The organism is Fibrobacter sp. (assembly GCA_017503015.1).
Classification (GTDB): domain Bacteria; phylum Fibrobacterota; class Fibrobacteria; order Fibrobacterales; family Fibrobacteraceae; genus Fibrobacter.
Genome location: JAFVTX010000055.1, coordinates 54105 through 71631, shown reverse-complemented (window position 1 = coordinate 71631; position 17527 = coordinate 54105). Strand labels below are relative to the sequence as shown.

General features: G+C 53.4%; 13 protein-coding genes. 11 read left to right on the top strand and 2 right to left on the bottom strand.

Annotated features, from left to right (window positions below; all coding sequences use genetic code 11):
* Nucleotides 1–279 precede the first annotated feature (279 nt).
* The 10 genes from IKB43_10465 (at nucleotide 280) to hemC (ending at nucleotide 14059) form a co-directional block, all read left to right on the top strand.
* Complete coding sequence (locus IKB43_10465; GenBank protein ID MBR2470548.1) at nucleotides 280–1962, top strand: glutamine--tRNA ligase/YqeY domain fusion protein; 1683 nt, start codon at nucleotides 280–282, stop codon at nucleotides 1960–1962.
* Nucleotides 1963–2474: 512 nt separating this feature from the next.
* Nucleotides 2475–3203 (top strand): hypothetical protein, encoded by a 729-nt coding sequence (locus tag IKB43_10460; protein MBR2470547.1) that lies wholly within the window; start codon nucleotides 2475–2477, stop codon nucleotides 3201–3203.
* Between the two features lie 11 nt (nucleotides 3204–3214).
* The gene (locus tag IKB43_10455; protein MBR2470546.1) at nucleotides 3215–6643 is read left to right on the top strand and encodes a hypothetical protein; all 3429 of its coding nucleotides are present in this window, start codon (nucleotides 3215–3217) and stop codon (nucleotides 6641–6643) included.
* Nucleotides 6644–6667: 24 nt separating this feature from the next.
* Complete coding sequence (locus IKB43_10450; protein MBR2470545.1) at nucleotides 6668–7189, top strand: gamma carbonic anhydrase family protein; 522 nt, start codon at nucleotides 6668–6670, stop codon at nucleotides 7187–7189.
* A complete protein-coding gene (locus IKB43_10445) occupies nucleotides 7190–8152 on the top strand; it encodes a diacylglycerol kinase (GenBank protein ID MBR2470544.1) in 963 nt (320 codons plus the stop codon).
* Nucleotides 8152–9192, top strand: a complete 1041-nt coding sequence (locus tag IKB43_10440; GenBank protein ID MBR2470543.1) for a UDP-3-O-(3-hydroxymyristoyl)glucosamine N-acyltransferase — start codon at nucleotides 8152–8154, stop codon at nucleotides 9190–9192. Before IKB43_10445 ends, IKB43_10440 begins: the two co-directional genes overlap by 1 nt.
* 11 nt (nucleotides 9193–9203) lie before the next feature.
* Nucleotides 9204–10823 (top strand): hypothetical protein, encoded by a 1620-nt coding sequence (locus IKB43_10435; GenBank protein MBR2470542.1) that lies wholly within the window; start codon nucleotides 9204–9206, stop codon nucleotides 10821–10823.
* Nucleotides 10824–11729: a UDP-3-O-acyl-N-acetylglucosamine deacetylase gene (locus tag IKB43_10430; protein ID MBR2470541.1), complete on the top strand. Its 906-nt coding sequence runs from the start codon at nucleotides 10824–10826 to the stop codon at nucleotides 11727–11729.
* Between the two features lie 3 nt (nucleotides 11730–11732).
* Nucleotides 11733–13055, top strand: a complete 1323-nt coding sequence (locus tag IKB43_10425) for a glutamyl-tRNA reductase (protein MBR2470540.1) — start codon at nucleotides 11733–11735, stop codon at nucleotides 13053–13055.
* The gene (hemC, locus tag IKB43_10420) at nucleotides 13034–14059 is read left to right on the top strand and encodes a hydroxymethylbilane synthase (GenBank protein MBR2470539.1); all 1026 of its coding nucleotides are present in this window, start codon (nucleotides 13034–13036) and stop codon (nucleotides 14057–14059) included. The genes IKB43_10425 and hemC overlap by 22 nt, the downstream gene beginning before the upstream one ends.
* Nucleotides 14060–14083: 24 nt before the next feature.
* Here hemC and IKB43_10415 read toward each other — a convergent pair whose 3' ends face one another.
* Both IKB43_10415 and greA read right to left on the bottom strand, forming a co-directional pair.
* A complete protein-coding gene (locus IKB43_10415; protein ID MBR2470538.1) occupies nucleotides 14084–14890 on the bottom strand; it encodes a TatD family hydrolase in 807 nt (268 codons plus the stop codon).
* Between the two features lie 153 nt (nucleotides 14891–15043).
* Nucleotides 15044–15511 carry a transcription elongation factor GreA gene (gene greA / locus IKB43_10410; GenBank protein ID MBR2470537.1) on the bottom strand — a complete coding sequence of 156 codons (468 nt, stop codon included), beginning with the start codon at nucleotides 15509–15511 and terminating at the stop codon, nucleotides 15044–15046.
* A 170-nt stretch (nucleotides 15512–15681) separates the two neighbouring features.
* Here greA and IKB43_10405 point away from each other — a divergent pair, with 170 nt between their 5' ends.
* Nucleotides 15682–17523 carry a DUF1015 family protein gene (locus tag IKB43_10405; GenBank protein MBR2470536.1) on the top strand — a complete coding sequence of 614 codons (1842 nt, stop codon included), beginning with the start codon at nucleotides 15682–15684 and terminating at the stop codon, nucleotides 17521–17523.
* Nucleotides 17524–17527 lie beyond the last annotated feature (4 nt).

Below are 17527 nucleotides of genomic sequence, written 5' to 3'. Positions count from 1 at the left end.
CCATGGCTGGAGCGAGGGGACAACAGTCCAAGGCGAGTGTCGTGACAGGTTGCTTGCAAACTGGCTTGGACCGAGCCGAATAGTTGGGGATTGAGCGAAGCGAAAGACCAAGGCTTTCCCCTACATATTTCAAGAGTCTATATCACCCTTCGCACCTAACCACTAATGCCGACATTCGTCGAAAAGATTCCTTTTCCTGCGTATTTACTAGAAACTAGTAACTAGTAACTAATAACTAAAATGCTATCTTTCCCCCGTAAATTTTAAAAGGATACCACAATGGATATTCCCGAATCTTCGAATTTTGTACAGGACATTATCGTCAACGACCTCAAGACGGGCAAGCGCACCAAGGTGCATACCCGTTTCCCGCCCGAACCCAACGGCTACATCCACATCGGGCACGCCAAGTCCATCTGCCTGAACTTCGGTACGGCAAACAAGTACAAGGATTTCGGCGGCATCACGAACCTGCGCTTCGACGACACGAACCCCTCCAAGGAAGACGTGGAATACGTGGATTCCATCCGCGAAGACGTGAAGTGGCTCGGCTTTGAATGGAAGGGCGGCGAATACTTCGCCAGCGACTACTATGACCAGCTCTACGCCTTTGCTGAAAAGCTTATCGAGATGGGCAAGGCCTATGTAGAAGACCTGACCCGCGACGAAATGCAGGAATACCGCGGCAACGACGCCGGTAAGCCGAGCCGCCCGAGCCCCTACCGCGACCGCAGCATCGAAGAAAACATGAAGCTGTTCCGCGAGATGCGCGATGGCAAGTACGCCGACGGCGAGAAGTGCCTCCGTGCCAAGGTGGACCTCGCTAGCCCGAACATGAACATGCGCGACCCGGTCATCTACCGCATCAAGCACTGCACCCACCACCGCACCGGCGACAAGTGGTGCATCTACCCGATGTACGACTTTGCCCACCCGCTCAGCGACTGGATCGAGGGCATCACCCACTCCATCTGTACGCTGGAATTCGAGGCGCACCGCCCGCTGTACGACTGGTTCCTGATTGAGCTCGGGCTTGATAACCGCCCGCAGCAGATTGAATTTGCCCGCCTGAACCTGACCTACACCATGATGAGCAAGCGCAAGCTCCTGGAACTGGTGGAGACGAAGGCCGTGATGGGCTGGAACGACCCGCGTATGCCGACGGTCTGCGGTTACCGCCGCCGTGGCTTCACACCGAGTTCCATCCGCGAGTTCTGCGACCGCATCGGCGTGTCGAAGGCCGACTCCATGGTGGACGTGAACCTCTTGTACTTCTGCATCCGCGAAGAACTGAACAAGACGGCGAACCGTGTGATGGCCGTAATTGACCCGGTGAAGCTCGTGATTGACAACTGGGAAGACGGCAAGGTGGAAATGATCAAGGTGGAAAACAACCCGAACGATCCCGCTGCCGGTACCCGCGAAGTCCCCTTCGGTAAGGAACTCTACATCGAGGCCGACGACTTCATGGAAGATCCGCCCAAGAAGTACTTCCGCCTCAAGCCGGATGGCGAAGTCCGCCTGAAGGGCGCCTACTTCGTGACCTGCAAGAGCGTCGAGAAGGATGCAAGCGGCAAGGTGACGGTGATTCACTGCGAATACGACCCGCAGAGCCAGGGCGGCGAGACTCCCGATGGCCGCAAGGTCAAGGGCACCATCCACTGGGTCTCTGCGGCACACGCCGTCGACGCCGAAGTGCGTCTGATTAACAACCTCTTCACGCTCGAAGATCCGGCCGCAGTTCCCGAGGGCGAAGACTGGCACGACTACCTGAACCCGGAATCCATGGTCGTGAAGCAGGCCAAGGTGGAACCGAGCCTCGCGAACGCCAAGCTGGAAGACCGCTTCCAGTTCATGGGCCAGGGCTACTTCTGCCTCGATAGCGAAGATTCCAAGCCGGGCCACTTGGTGTTCAACCGCACTGTGGATCTGAAGGATTCCTTCGCGAAGCAAGTGAAGTAATTCGAATTATAACGCATCGCGATACTGCGTTGCTCGACCTCTCACGTACGCTTTGTACGCTACGAGGGCTCGCGCCTTGTCTCGCTCGGTTCTAATTCGAATTTTAATCAGGTTGATTGGTGTAAAAGTTTCTCGATCCGGTCTCATGCGAACATCCGCTGTATGCCGATACAGCTTCGGACCGCGGATTTTTTTTGAAAATGGGGTTTTAGGGGCGTTGCCCCTAGGCGAAGGGGTATGTCGAGCACGGCTCGACCGAGGGGACAACGGTCCAAGGCGAGAGTCGTGACAGGTTGCTTGCAAACTGGAATGACCGAGCCGAACAGTTGGGGATTGAGCGTAGCGAAAGACCAAGGCATTCCCCTTTTGGGAAAATTAGCCGAAAAACGTTGTTTTATAAAATTTATTGATTAAAAACAAAATAATTATATATTTGATTTTATAAATTGCTCAATATATATTTTGGGTGTACCCGGATAGCATGTGCTGTCTGAAAAAGAGAGAAACCCAAAATGAAAACGCTAATCAAAATATCGATGATGGTGGCCGTTTTCAGTGTTTGTGCCGCCTTTGCTGCCGAAACATACTCTCCCCTCCGTGCCAGGGTAGACACCTCGGCGGTACTTTTGGGCAAGGACGCCTCCTTTGCAAGGCTTGTCCGGATCACCATGAAGGATGGTTCTGTCGAGGAATTCCTGGTGGAATCCGTAAAGACCCTTACCTTCCAGGCCAATCCGAATGACAGTTCCAACATTTACGATGAAGACGAGGAAGAAGACCCGGAAAGGTCCGACGAACCGGACAGGACTCCCGAACAGCAGTCTTCGGACTCGGTGACACCGTCCAGTTCGTCTGTTGAGCCGCCCAGTTCTGGCAGCAAGGGCGGCGAGTCTTCTGATTCCGTAACGCCGTCCAGTTCTTCGGTAGCTCCAGATGAGCGTTCCTCCAGTTCTTCGGAAACGCCCTCGGCAATTCCGAACAACATCACCTACGCCGGGACTCGCCTTGGCTGGAATTCCAGGAACCAGACCCTGTCCGTGTTCTCGAGGCAGGGTGGAGACGCCAAATTCGCTGTGCTGGACGTGCAGGGCGTTGTAATCGGGAAAGGTAATTTGTATGTTTCCAGGGGTGTCACGTCCATTTCTCTGGATTACCTGGATTTGCCCAAGGGAAATTTTGTAGTAAAGTTTGAAATCGGTAACACGAAACTTCAACAGACGATTGCCGTTACCGGAAAGTAAGGAGGCCCATCATGAATTACCGTATCATTACATCCGCGGTCCTGGCCCTTTCGCTTTCTTCATTCGCCGGCCAGGCCTACTTTATCTTCAAGAAGGACTCCACCTACACGGCGGGGCTCCTGGGAATCGATTCCCTTAACTTTCCGAAGGACCGTCGTGGCGAGACGGACTCCCTGTTCATTGCGGGCTACGGCCTCAAGGCTTTTGACAGGGTACCCCTGGCCAATACCGAGGTGTCCTTCAAGACGGACTATTACGATGCCGAAAAGCTGTCCGTGAATGTCCAGTCCGGAGCCCGGATTGGCAGTTTCCTGTTCTACCTGAGGGATGTGGAATACATCGACTTTGTCAAGGTGAACAGCAAGAGCGATACCGACGGAGACGGGCTTTCTGACATAGATGAAATCTACAAGATAGGCACCAATCCCCGTATGGCCGATACCGACGGCGACGGCTATGACGACGGCACCGAGATGAACCTGTTCAACCCCCAGAATCCGACGGTCTGGAACCCCAACGTGGCGGACTTGCCCAAATTGGAAGTGACCATGACCATGACGCCTTCTGTGACGCTTACCCGCACGACCACTACCGGGACAACCAGGTCCAGCACCATTTCCGAAGGGGAGTCGGTTCAGACCGCCACGGGCGTGAGCAACAGCGAGACCCAGTCGGCCTCCCTGATGAGCGCCTGGAGCTTCGGTATCCAGGGCGGCTACGCTTCCAAAAGCCCGACATTCTTGGTGAATGTGGGCTATAACGGGAGCTACACCACTAGCACGGGCCACACCATGACGGAAACTCAGTCCACCTCCATGACCAGGAACTATAACCAGGCCATTTCGGAGGCTATGACCCAGGGCGAAACCATTACGGGCGGCTCCATCAGCATGCAGGCCCGGATTACCAATACGGGCAAGGTAGCCTATTCCATTGAGAATCTGATTCTGAATGCCAGTACTTACACGACCTCCGGCGATATCCAGATTATCGCCGAACTTTCGGTAGGCGACGGAGCGGGGGAGGACAAGTGGACCAAGATTACCCTTGCTCCCGGTGAATCCAAGGAACTGCAGTTCTGGAAGGGCGGGCTCCCGCTGGATGCCCTGAACAACCTGGTTTTCAATCCGGGTGCCATTTTCCTTTCGGCAAGCGCCTACAAGATTACTACCGAATATGACGGCAGGATAAGCGACTTTACCGAGGCATACACCAAGGCGTCGGCCAGTACGGCAAGGATTACTATCGATAACGGGATGTACTACGGAAACAGTGCAAATCGCGTCCGCGAATACCGTGTTTCCACCAATTTCCGCTACAACGAGGCCTACTCGGGCAAGGACGATTTCCACAAGCCCGTTTCGCTTTCCGAAATCCTGGACATCCTGAAGATTCCCTTCCAGCAGGATTCCCTGAAGGTTGGCGGCGAGCTCCGTTACGGGCTCAAGAGCCTGGGAGACCTGTCGTACGCTACGGCGGACGGCGATACGGCCTGCTGGTTCGTGTCTATCGTCAAGGCTTCGGAACCTACGGTGGCGGTTGTGCGCTCCCTGCAGATTGGGAACTTTGACATGGACAGTTTGATTGTGGGTGCCGGAGACCAGGTGCAGTTCATGTACAACGAGGACCGCGACCACGACCATGTGCCCGCCAGCATGGAGAATATGCTGGGTATCAGCGACGAGAAGGTGGACAGCGACGGTGACCAGATTCCCGATTTCGACGAAATCAATGGCTGGACCAAGATAGCCTACACCTACGACAGCGTCAGCGTGCCCATGCTGAGGGCCGGTGTCTGCGAAATCACGGATACCATGATGGTCAAGGTGGACTCCAAGCACAAATACTGCTTTGTCTATCACCATCAGGGAGCCAAGTACGATATCTCGGTGCCCTGCAGGGAGGTGGAATTCAGCAGTGTGGGTGCCCAGTGCTACCGGCCCTACGCCATCAAGTTTATCAAGCCGGAGAATGTCAGGGGTTACGATACCGTGGCGGTGACCGTGGATTCTGCGGAGGTGGGACCTTTCTTTACGAACCCCGCCCTGAAGGATACCGACGGTGACGGCCTTGACGACAATGTGGACCCGAATCCCAATGTCCGGGAAGCCTCTACCAAGTCCAACATCGCAAGGATTGCGGTTCACGATGTTTCCGAGGACAGGGACGTGGCGGTGTCAAGGACCTGCCGCATGGAAGGCCTGCTTTGCGTGGATTCCCTGTTCGTCACCGACTCCATCAGGGGTGCAAGCGTTACGGTGAACGTCACTACGGCGGAACCGGTAAAGGCGAACGGCGGCGTGAACGTGTTCTCCGGCAAAAACAGGGTGCCCGTGACGGCCCAGGGAACCAAGGGCTCCGGAACCGATGCGGTGGCTATGGTGTTCAAGTTCAACGTCGCTAACCTGTCTGCGGCAAGCGCCGACACCCTGAAAATGGTGGTGTATTCCGAAAGGGGTGATTCCACCACTTACCGCCTTGTTCTCCGCTCCCTGATTACCGCCCCCACAGACCTGGTGCTGGGCCGCAACAGCGATCGCAACGCCATCATTCTGAACTGGGTGGCCAACAAGGCCGACCCGCGAATCCTGGGCTACGTGGTTCTCCGTGCCGAAGGAGCCAAGGGCTACGACAATGCGACCCTTGAAAGGTATGTCATGAAATCCACTACCGTAAAGCCCCAGGACGGCTATGCCCTGAGCAACGGTATTACCCTCGTGAAGGCGCTTGGACCTGGGGAGGAATCCTTCACCGACAAGGTGGGTGGAGGTTCTCCCTACTACACCTACAGGGTGTATGCCTACGCCAAGGCAGGCAATGCCTACGTGTTCTCGGCGGGTTCCAACGTGGCCACCCGGAGCGTGGGCCGCATCAGGTTCCAGTACCAGATGACTGGACGCGGTACGGAATACCTGTGGCATTACAGCAAGGCCCACCGCGAGGACTTTGTGACGGACGCCATCCTCTACGAGGGATCCAACACCAGGAACGCACCAATCCACCAGTACACCTACTACTTCTATGAGGGTGGCTCGGTAGGCGCCGGCAATACCATTATCTACGAGGAATGGACGGACCGCGACATGAACCATGACGATAATTCTGTTCCCGGAGACCACACCGTCTATTCTTACGAGATGGGCAGCCAGGGCATTACGCTCCAGCTGAAGGTGGCTGGAAAGGATTACGACGTGCGGCCGAACCACAGTATCTACTGGCCCTACGACAACTTTGCCAGCGTACTGAAAGGGGCGTCCGACGTGACTCCGAATGCGAAGGACAAGAGCGTGCCCAAGCGGGGGTTTGCCGAACACAAGTTCAACTACGGTGACCGCGGCATCGAATTCGATCCAGGAAACGACGGCTGCGACAAGGATTGCGGAAGCGAGCCCCATGCAGGCTACAAGTTTAAATTCGACTACGGCTGGGCCGATGACTGACGATAAATTTTATACATTGTCAGTATGGCGTCCAAAATCGAATACAAGGGAAAAAGACCCGAGGTGGGGGAGGGAGTCTTCCTTGCCGAGGGTTCCAAGCTCATCGGCGATGTGAAGATAGGGGAGGATTCCTCTGTCTTTTACAATGCTGTCTTGCGGGGCGACATTGCCCCTATCGTGGTGGGCAATCAGACCAATATCCAGGACAACGTGTCCATCCATGTTTCCACCGATGTTCCCGTCAAGATCGGGAACCGGGTCACCATAGGCCATAACGCCGTGATTCACAGCTGCACCATCGACGACGATGTGCTGGTGGGCATGGGGGCTATCATCATGGACGGCGTCCACATCAAGAAAAACAGCATTGTAGGGGCAGGGACTTTGGTCACCCAGGGGCGCGAGTTCCCTGCGGGTTCCTTAATTGTGGGTTCTCCGGCCCATATTTCCCGTGCCGTTTCCGAAGAGGAACTGCACCACGTTCGAGAAGGCGTGGAACGCTACCTCGTCGTTAAGGACGAACTTTTGCAACAAGAAGAAACCTAAATGCTCAAGTTCCATTTTCTCATCAATCCTATCAGTGGCGGCGGTCAGGGGAAGGTCATTTTTGAATTCCTCCCTGAAATCATGGCGTCCATGGATTACAAGCAGGAGGAATGGAAGGCTGAATTTACACAGGCCGAAGGCATGCGGGAGCAAATCCAGCAGGCCCTGGAATCGACGGAAACCCTGGTGGCCGTAGGCGGCGACGGGACCGTTTCTGCGGTGCTTTCCACTATGCTTCTGGGCGGGTTTTCCCAGAAGGTGAAAATCGGACTTATCCCGCTGGGTACGGGGAACGACCTGGCCCGGGTGCTGAACCTTTACAAGCCCTACGTGGACCGGGGCCTCTTGTTCCTGGTGCGGCGCTTGGTGCTTACAGGGGCGAGGCCTTTTGATATCTGGAAGGTGAACGGCAAGTTCGCCCTGGCCAACTATTTTTCGGCGGGAATCGATGCCCGAATTGCCCACGATTTCAACCTGGACCGTGCCACGGGAGCTATCGCCTCCAATTCCGTAGTGGCCAACAAGCTCCATTACGTGAAGCGGTTCTTTGCCGACAGGGATTACATGCTCAAGTCGGGCTCTTTGGCCTATGTGGATGCAGCGGGGGAAAAACACCAGGTGGATGTTTCCGGCCACAGGACGGTGATCGTTGGAAACATTCCCAGCTTTGCCAGCGGGGCCAATCCCTTTTTCCGGTCCAACATGGCGGACGGTCTGTTGGAAGTGGTGGACGTTCCCAACATGCACAATTTCTTGATGGCCATCGCCATCGGGAACATCCCGCTAATCGGGTTTATCTACAAGAAGTATTTCCTCCAGTCCAGGAAGGTCAAGTCCGTGGAGCTCCGTCTGGATAAAGACGAGTTCCTGCAGCTGGACGGCGAGGATTTGAGCGGCAAGGCGGGAGAAACCGTGACCATCGAGTATGCCGCCCAGGTGAACATGCTGGCTTTGGACCCCTGATGAAACCGGTGTTGTTTTCTACAGTACGGGAATGGCTCAGTGCCGAAGGTTTGACGCAGCCGTTTTCGGGTACGGACTTTGCCGGATACGAAGATTTTGAACTGACGGGTTTTGCGCCTCTGGAAACGGCGGGAGCGTCCGACGTGAGTTTCTGGGTGGGGGACAATTTCAAGAGCGACACCAACGTGCCCGGATTTTCGGACTCCGTTCTCGGACAGGTCCAGGCGGGGCTTTTGTTTGTGCCTGCTTCGCTGGCTGCCGGCCCAGAATCCCTGACGGTGTTGAAGGCTAGGCTCCCGAAGGTCCGTGCTTTAATGCCTGTGGAAAATCCTCACCATGCCATAGTGGAATTCTTGAAGCGCTTTGCTTGCGATGGGGCTGACGGATGTAATGCCGATGGTATGAACGGTGCCGCCCGGATTCACCCCACGGCGGTGGTGGAGGGCATAGTCGGTAAAGGTTGCCGTATCGGCCCCCACTGCGTGGTGATGGCCGGTGCAGAACTGGGCGCGAACTGCGTTCTAGAATCTTCCGTGACTATTTACCCCCATGTAAAGATTGGCGAAGACTGTATCTTTCAGGCGGGAGCGGTTATAGGCTCCCGAGGTTTCGGTTTTTACGAATATCAGGGCAAGCGTCGCATGATTCCCCACTTGGCGGGGGTCCGCATAGGGGATCGCTGCAGCTTTGGCGCCAATACCGTGGTGGCGGCAGGCTTTTTGGCTCCAACCTCCATCGGAAACGACAGCCATTTTGACTCTATGGTCGAAATCGCCCACAACTGCAAGGTAGGGAACCACGTGTTTATGGCGTCACAGTCGGCGCTGGCGGGCTCCGTTACCGTTGGGGACGGTTCCGAATTTGCGGGGGCCGCCAAGGTGGCGGACCACATTACCATCGGCAAGAATGTGAGGGTGGCGGCCAAGGCGGGAGTGACCCGCAATGTGCCCGACGGCAAGACCGTTTCTGGATTCCCCGCTCTGGAAATAGACCTGTGGCGCCGTTGCATGGTTCGCCTGAAACAACTCGGGAAAAAGTGAAAGAGGTGAAAATGAACTTCAGATGGAAATCTGTGCTTGGACTTGTTGTGCTTTTCGCCATTTTTTTCCTTGAAGCATGTAGCAGTTCTAGTAGCACAAGCTCAAATGACGATGAACTAAGTGGGGAAATAGAGAAAGAAATTTCCTCAGATTCAAAAAAGGATACATCTTCAAATTCAAAAAAAGACCATTCCTCTAGTTCAGAAATAATCTCAAGCAGTTCAAAGTCTCTTGAAGAGGAATTTGATTGGAATGTTGGTGAAACCTTTGTTGATAATAGGGATAAACAAGTCTACAAGCAAGTTGTTATAGGAAAGCAACTATGGATGGCGCAGAATCTAAATTACATTACTAACGAAAGTGTTTGCCCGCAAGATGATGCAGGTGTTTATTGCGATAAGTACGGAAGACTCTATCCGGGTTCCAAAAATAATGGGCATGATGTTTTGTTGAATGATGATTTGTGCCCGACGGGTTGGGTCATCCCATCTGAAACGCAGTGGAATACTTTATTTGAATATGTAAAGGCAAATAATGGTGGAGAAGGGGTTGGGAAAAGCCTTAAGGCAAAGGATGGATGGCCTTCAAAAGGTACAGTTATAGGAATGCGAACAGCCGTAGCAGTTGGAAAAGACGATTTTCGTTTTTCGGCATTGCCTGCTGGAAGTCGCTGGGATGAGGGAATTTTTGTACACGATGACACCCGTTTCTGGGCTTGGGACAAAAATAACACCTTTAAAACTGCACCATATTTTCAATATAAAATGTCTTTTGATTCTGATACAATAGAAGTGAATGCATTTTGGGGAGATGGAATGGAAAGTTTTTCCATCCGTTGTATTAATCTAGAGTATTCAGTAGGTGATTATTGCAATAAATCTCGTAATAAGACTGTTGAAGTGGTTGATGGAGATTCCATTGTTTGTGATAATGGGTCATGGAGAAGGCGTAATGCTTTTGAACTTTTAATTGGCGTTTGCAATTCTGATATTGAAGGAAAAACAAGCTATTACAGAAATGAGGAGAATGGGAAAAACTATTACTTTACATGTGCTAGTGGGGAGTGGCGCTCGCCGACAAAGGAAGAGCTAATAGATTTTATTTCGACGGAACAAATGGGTGCATGTACAAAAGACAATCAAGAAGAAATGTTACTTGCATTTTTTTATTTTCATGATGGTATAGAAGACTATTTGATATCTCAAGAAATTAATTCAATGTGTTATAAAGGAATCTGGCAAGAAATCAACGTTGGAACACCCTGCGATACAGAATTAGACGGTAAGATTGTAACCATTCCTGATGGTCCAAATCAAGGATTCAGTTATACTTGTAAAGAAGGTCGGTGGAATGAATCAACAGAGGCGGATGCTGTTGAAACCTATATTATTTCAAAAAAAGGGGAATGTACAGAAGACAATCAAGGCGAAAAAGAAGAATTTTTTTGGACTCCATATACAACAGGTGTCAATGGAACTGTGAATGTATTGTGTTATGACAAAAAATGGTATTATTCGCTTGATGAAATAAGTTATGCACTGGGTGCAATTTGTAGTACAAAGAATGCTGGAACTGTGATTTATGCCTATTCTTGCAATGGACAAGAATGGGTAAAGACGACGGAAATGTAAATGTCCGGCAAGCTTTCTTTTAAATCTTGCAGTTTGAGTTATGCCGAAGCTTCCGTAGCTGTGGAAATTCTCAAAAGAGATTCGCAGAAGTCTTCGTGCGTAGAATGGCGGGTGGGTGGCAAATTTTTTTACAGTACGAGTCAGGTCAAGGTTTTTGATGCGCTGGAATTTGAGTCGCGGCGCACGGCCATCTACAGGACCGCTGTGGCAGGCGGCATAAATGACAAGTGCGGCGGGCTTGCGCTCTCTACGCCGGAGCATTTGGCGCCGGTATTCTTGATGTGGCCGGGGCGCAGTTTTGTGGTGGATGTGCCTGTGGAAGGTGACGCAAGTTCTGTGCCCGAAGTCCCCCTGATGGATGGTTCCGCCCTGCCGTTTTTCTTGGCCTTGCGCCGCGAGGTCGGTGTTCCCGAAGAAACCCTTTTTTACGACGCCCCTGTTAATCTCCAGTGGGACTTGCGGAACGCCCCGGAAGCTCCTGCATACGGCCATGTGCGCGTAAGCCCCGCGGAAACCTTCGAGGTGGAATACCGCTTGGAGCGGCCGGATTATCCAGGTGAGTTCAGTTCCTGTGCTAATGTGTCCGTTTATTCCGCAGAAGACCTATACCGCGTTTTTCAGGCCCGTACCTTTATTACGGAGCGGGATTACGAACTGGCACGGCAGAACGGCCTTTTGGAAGGGGTGGATTCCTCTTGCGGCCTATTGCTGAAAAGCTCGGGGGAAGAGAGCGGTTATCGGGTGGCCGAAGAACCCGCCCTCCACAAAATTCTAGATTTGGTGGGGGACTTGACATTTGCCTTCCCGGCACTGCCAAGGATCCGTGTGGAAATTCTGAACGGCGGCCACGCAAGCCACCGTCAGATTCTGGAAGTGGTTTTGCCCTATTTGCAAAAGGTGGTTTGATTGGTGCGTAAGGTTTACATGGCTGGAATGAACCACAAGGTGGCAGAGATTGCCATCCGTGAAAAATTTTATATCCCCATGGATATCAAGACCTGGGCGCTGCAAGAATCCCCCTTTGACGAGTTATTGATTCTTGCCACCTGTAACCGCACCGAAATTTACGTGGCAAGCGACAGGCCTCTTTGCGAGAGAGACCTCGTGCAGTATGTGTGTGGCCTGGTTCACCAAGATTACGGCAGTTACGCATCGTACTTCTACTACAAGGAAGGCGATGACGTGGCTAGGCATGTGATGAACGTGTGTGCGGGCCTGGACAGCGTGGCCATGGGCGAAGACCAGATTCTACACCAGATTGGTCGTGCCTACGAGACGGCTCACCAGCTTCACGGCACGGGAATTGTCCTGAACAAGCTCTTTCAAGAGGCCATTCACACCACCAAGCGCATCAAGACCGAAACCAACCTGAGCAAGCTGTCTTGCAATATCCCGTTTCTTGCCATGAAACAGGTGCAAAAGACCTTCGGGGATTTGGAAAACAAGACGGTCTATATCGTTGGCCTTGGGGAGATGGGTTCCCTGATGCTCAAGTATGTGCAAGAGAATACTACCCACATTTACGCCAGCAGCAAGACCTTTGCCAATGCCCAGAAGTTTGCCGACGTGTTGACGCCGGTGCCTTTCGAGGACCGTTACAAGGTGCTTTCGGACTGCGACGTGGTTATTCTGTGCAGCGCCTGCCAGGAACCTATTGTGACAAGGGATGAATTCGTTCGTGCTTTAAAAGACGCAGCACCCCTTTCTTTGTCATCCCCGCAACCTGTGGTGAGCGAAGTCGAACCAAGGCGGGGATCTCCCCTCGCAAAAACGTCGTCATCCGAAAACGAGCCCCAGCGCCTCGTCATCGACCTGGGCAGCCCCCGCAATGCCGAACCTTCCATCGGCGACCTGCCCAATGTGCAGTATGTGTGCGTGGACGACCTGGAAAAAATCGTCTCCGAGAATCGCAGGCTCCGCATGGCGGAACTGGACGCCGCCCAAAAGATTTTGCAAGAGGGTTTGGAAGAATTCCTCTCCTGGTGCCGTATGGACGAGGTGGCGAAGGGCATTCATGTGCTGGCCGATAAGATGGTCAAGACCGCTGGGGAAGAGTCCGGAAAGCTGCTGGCCTCGCTCCCTAACCTGGACGAAGCCTCCGCAAAGAAAATCGCCATGATGTACGAGCGTTTCGCCAAGAAGATGGCCAACGATTTCTTGTACAAGGTGAAGGATTCTAACAGTCCCGAAGACGTGAAGGTGTTCCTGAAATGCCTGGAGGCCAACCTGTGAAAACCATTCGCATAGCCACCCGCAAGAGTGAACTTGCCATGACCCAGACCCGCCTGGTGGCGGACCGCCTGGTCGCCTGCGCTAAAGCCTTGGGCGAAGACGTGAATTACGAACTGGTCTCCATGACCACCGAAGGGGACCGCCGTCTGGACAAGTCCCTTGCAAGCTTTGGTGGCAAGGGCGTCTTTATCAAGGAACTGGAAGTGGCACTTTTGGAGGGCCGTGCGGACATTGCCGTCCACAGCCTCAAGGACATGCCTGCCCAGGTGCTGCCAGAATTCAAGCTTGCCGCTGTGCTGGAGCGGGAAGACCCTCGTGATGCTTTTGTTTCGAAGGGCGGTGCAAAGGGCATCAAGTTTATGGACCTGCCTGCAGGTGCCCGCGTCGGTACGGGCAGTATCCGCCGGGTGGTTCAGCTGAAGGCTCTCCGGCCGGACCTGGAGTACGTTCCTATCCGCGGGAACATTCAGACCCGCCTTGCAAAACTTGCGGAATTGGACGGTGTGGTCCTTGCGGCTGCAGGTCTCAAGCGTATGGGCCTTGCAGAACAGGTGACGGAATATTTCAGCGTAGAGCAGGTCTTGCCCGCTTCCGGCCAGGGAATTCTTGCTATCGAGACTCTGTCTGACAAGTGTCATTGCGAGGAACGCTCTCTATCATGTCATCCTGAGGAGCGTAGCGACGAAGGATCCAGTCCCGAACTTCTTCCCCTTCTCGCTGCCGTCAACCATCCCGAAACCTTCGGCATCGCTCTTGCCGAAATGTCCTTTTTGAAGGCTCTGAATGCGGGCTGCCAGTTCCCGGTGGCAAGCCACGCCGAAATTCTCAGCGGAAATGGCGATGCGGGTCCCGCCGTCCTAAAAATGCGTGGCATCTACTGGCAGGAATCCTCGCAGAAACTATTGCAGGCCAATATTCAAACGGAAATTCCCGCAACGGCAGGCGACGATTGGTTCAACGCCCAGGGCGAATCCCTAGCCGACAAAATCCGCCAGCAGTTCTAAGCGATTAAGAGTCAGCTGCTCTAATTAAATCCCGTAACAGCGTCTTGTATTTTCGCGACAGCGCTTGTAGATTTCTTCTATGGAGACGTTCTTGACTTCGGCCAGTTTTTCGGCAATGTAGGGAATGTATCCCGAATGGCAATTTTTCCCGCGGTAGGGAATGGGGGCCATGTAGGGGCTGTCCGTTTCCAGGAGCATCTGGTCGAGGGGGACTAGAGCGGCGGCGTCCCGCACGTTCTGGGCGTTCTTGAAGGTGACAATTCCCGTAAAGCCCACAAAAAAGCTGGAATTTTTACTAGCCCCGAGTTCCAGGAGTTGCCCTGCGAATTCCGGCGTTCCCGTAAAGCAGTGGACATGGACATTTCTGCCTTGCAGGTCTGCATTGCGAAGCACTGCTAGGGCGTCTTCGTCCGCTTCCCGCAGGTGGAGCACCAAGGGTTTGCCGCTTTCTATGCCTAGTTGCAGGTGCCGTTCAAACAATTTGACCTGTTCTGCCCGATGTTCCAAATCGTAATGGTTGTCCAGCCCGAACTCCCCGCAGGCGACGCACTTGGGGTGCTTCAGGAATTCCATCATTCGGGCTTCGTCTTCGGCGGTTTCCGTCAGAACATATTCCGGGTGGATTCCGTAGGCGGCATAGACATTCGGGTATTTTTCCGAAAGTTCCCGTGCATATTCAAAGTCCTTGGGGTCGCAAGCCACGTGGATGAATGCCTCGGGCAGGGCGACCTTCGGGTCGGCATCGTGGGGGAGCCGCTCCAGCAGTGAACTCAGGCTTTCGCCGGAGTGCCGCTCGTAGGAATCAATATGGCAATGGGTGTCGATGAACATGGTATGCCTTCGGCAAGTTCATAGTTTATAGTTACTAGTTCCTAGTTATTTATTGAGAAAAATATTATTTCTGTTTGTAGCTTTTGCGGTTTAGAAATCATATTTCTTAGCCGAAATTCCTCTAGTAACTCAGAACTTAGAACTAGTAACTTGTTAATACTTGACCTCAACGATTTCGTAGGTAATCACTCCCTTTGGGGCTTGCACTTGTACCTGGTCGCCCTGCTTTTTGCCCATGAGGGCTTCGCCGATAGGGGACTTCATGCTGATACGGCCCTGCAGCGGGTCGATTTCCTTTTCCCCTACAATACTGTAGGTACGCTCCCGCTTGGTCTTGATATCTTTCATCTTGATGGTAGCGCCGAACTTGATGGTGCCATCGGTAGGGGCCTGGGTTTCTACCACCTGGGCGCCGTCCAGAATGCGGTCCAGTTCCCGCAGGCGGCGGTCGATTTCCCGGACCCGCATGCGACCGTAGGTGTAGGCGGCATTTTCGCTACGGTCTCCTTCGGCAGCGGCGGCCTGCACCTGGTTGATCATGGCGGGGCGCTCCTCGTACTTGAGGTGCTCCCATTCCGCCTTCAGTTTTTCAAAGCCTTCTTTGGAAATCAAATGCTTCATAGATTTAAAATATATAAAAAGGCACGGGGTTCGAGGTCCGAGGCTCGGGATGGTAGTAGTGAGCGATGAGCGGTGTGTGACCTCACAACCCTTAGATCTAGCCCCTAGATACTAGCTTCTAGATCCTACCCCTAGATTCTAGCCACTATTTTTCTATATTTGCCCCCGCGATGATTCATTTTAGGCACAAACCCATAGACAAGAACGAGTCCAAGTACAAGAGGCTCAGCCGCATCTATTACAACCGCATGTTCCCGAAAAGGCAGGATGCCCTGAAGGTAGCCTGGTCAGTAGCAGCGGGTGTGTTTATTGGGATTTGGCCCACTATCGGCATAGCGATTATCCTTACGGTGGCGTTTTGCGCCGTGTTCAGGCTCCCGAAGGTCCCCGGAATCGTGGCTTCCTTCGTGGCAAACCCGCTCACCCAGTTCGGATTCTTTTACCCGGCGGGCTACGCCATCGGTTGCAAGCTGTTGAAGCCTGAAAAAATCAATTTCGATTTCCTTTCGGAATTTGAGGGGCTGTCCTTTAAGAATTTTATTTCTGTCATAACTCACCTTTGGCACGATGCGGCGGGCCATCTAGCCGCTTTTATGGTGGGTATTACCATCGTAGCCGCCATCGGCGGGGCAATATTTTTTGTACTGGCCTATTTTATTGTAAATTATCGCAAGAAAAAATGGATGGCGGGCAAGACCAGCTATATCCAGAACTTGATTGCCGAAGACGAGGCTTTAATTAAAGAAGCTCACAAAGGAAAACACCCTATGATGCACATCTATCCGTTCAAGGCGCTGCGCCCGGTAAACCCGGCCGAAGCCGAAACGATTTCCGCCCTCCCGTACGACGTGATGAACCGCGCCGAAGCGAAGGCCATGGCCGAAGGACTCCCGCATTCCTATTTGCGCGTGACCCGCGCGGAACTGGAACTGCCCGATTCTGTGGACGCCTACGACCCGAAGGTCTATGCCCATGCTCGCGAAAACCTGGACAAGATGATTGCCGACGGTGTGATCGCTTACGACAAGAAGCCTTGCCTCTATGTTTACCGCCAGACCATGAACGGTCGCGAACAGTACGGCCTCGTCTGCTGCGTTCCCGCTGCCGACTACTTCAACGGCATTATCAAGAAGCACGAACTCACTCGTGCCGATAAGGAAGAAGACCGCCTCCGTCATGTGCTGGCCACCAACGCCAACACTGGTCCGGTGTTTTTGACTTACCGCGACCAGGGCCAGTTCGACGTGTTCGGTGCCGTTACCAAGCGTAAGCCCGTGTATGACTTCGTAAGCAAGGGCGACGGATTCGGCCATACGGTTTGGATTATCGACGATGACGCCGAAATCGAAGCTATCCGCAAGTCTTTCGAAGCCGTTCCGGTGAGTTACATTGCCGACGGTCATCACCGCAGTGCTGCCGGTGCTCGCGCCGCCAGCTACCGCGCCGAACAGAACCCGAACAACACCGGTGACGAAGAATACAACCGTTTCCTCGCCATCCTCTTCCCGAGCACCCAGCTCAAGATCCTCGACTACAACCGTGTGCTCAAGGACCTGAACGGCCGTACTCCGGAACAGCTCATGGACGAAATGAAGAAGGTGTTCGACATTGCCGAACTCGACAAGATGCAGAGCCCCGAAAAGCAGAACCAGGTGAACTTCTATATGGGTGGCAAGTGGTACGCTTGCACGTTCAAGGCTGAATACCTCAAGAACCTCGGTCCGGTCGACAGCCTCGACGTGGCTCTCCTCCAGAAGCTTATCTTGAAGCCGCTCTTCGACATCGACGACCCGCGTACGTCAAAGCGCATCGACTTCGTCGGTGGCATCCGCGGTCTCGGCGAACTCGTGAAGCGCGTTGACAGCGGTGAATGCGCCTGCGCCTTCGCGATGTATCCGACGACTCTCGATCAGCTCATGAACATCGCCGACGCTGGCGAAATCATGCCGCCGAAGAGCACCTGGTTTGAACCCAAGCTCCGCGACGGTCTGTTGGTCCATTCGCTGGATTAATCAT

Excerpts from the sequence above, each read along its gene's own strand:
- greA (MBR2470537.1), bottom strand. The coding sequence starts at position 15,511 with ATGAAGCATTTGATTTCCAAAGAAGGCTTTGAAAAACTGAAGGCGGAA.
- IKB43_10445 (MBR2470544.1), top strand. The coding sequence starts at position 7,190 with ATGCTCAAGTTCCATTTTCTCATCAATCCTATCAGTGGCGGCGGTCAG.
- IKB43_10455 (MBR2470546.1), top strand. The coding sequence starts at position 3,215 with ATGAATTACCGTATCATTACATCCGCGGTCCTGGCCCTTTCGCTTTCT.
- IKB43_10415 (MBR2470538.1), bottom strand. The coding sequence starts at position 14,890 with ATGTTCATCGACACCCATTGCCATATTGATTCCTACGAGCGGCACTCC.
- IKB43_10435 (MBR2470542.1), top strand. The coding sequence starts at position 9,204 with ATGAACTTCAGATGGAAATCTGTGCTTGGACTTGTTGTGCTTTTCGCC.
- IKB43_10430 (MBR2470541.1), top strand. The coding sequence starts at position 10,824 with ATGTCCGGCAAGCTTTCTTTTAAATCTTGCAGTTTGAGTTATGCCGAA.
- IKB43_10465 (MBR2470548.1), top strand. The coding sequence starts at position 280 with ATGGATATTCCCGAATCTTCGAATTTTGTACAGGACATTATCGTCAAC.
- hemC (MBR2470539.1), top strand. The coding sequence starts at position 13,034 with ATGCCTGGAGGCCAACCTGTGAAAACCATTCGCATAGCCACCCGCAAG.
- IKB43_10440 (MBR2470543.1), top strand. The coding sequence starts at position 8,152 with ATGAAACCGGTGTTGTTTTCTACAGTACGGGAATGGCTCAGTGCCGAA.
- IKB43_10460 (MBR2470547.1), top strand. The coding sequence starts at position 2,475 with ATGAAAACGCTAATCAAAATATCGATGATGGTGGCCGTTTTCAGTGTT.
- IKB43_10450 (MBR2470545.1), top strand. The coding sequence starts at position 6,668 with ATGGCGTCCAAAATCGAATACAAGGGAAAAAGACCCGAGGTGGGGGAG.
- IKB43_10405 (MBR2470536.1), top strand. The coding sequence starts at position 15,682 with ATGATTCATTTTAGGCACAAACCCATAGACAAGAACGAGTCCAAGTAC.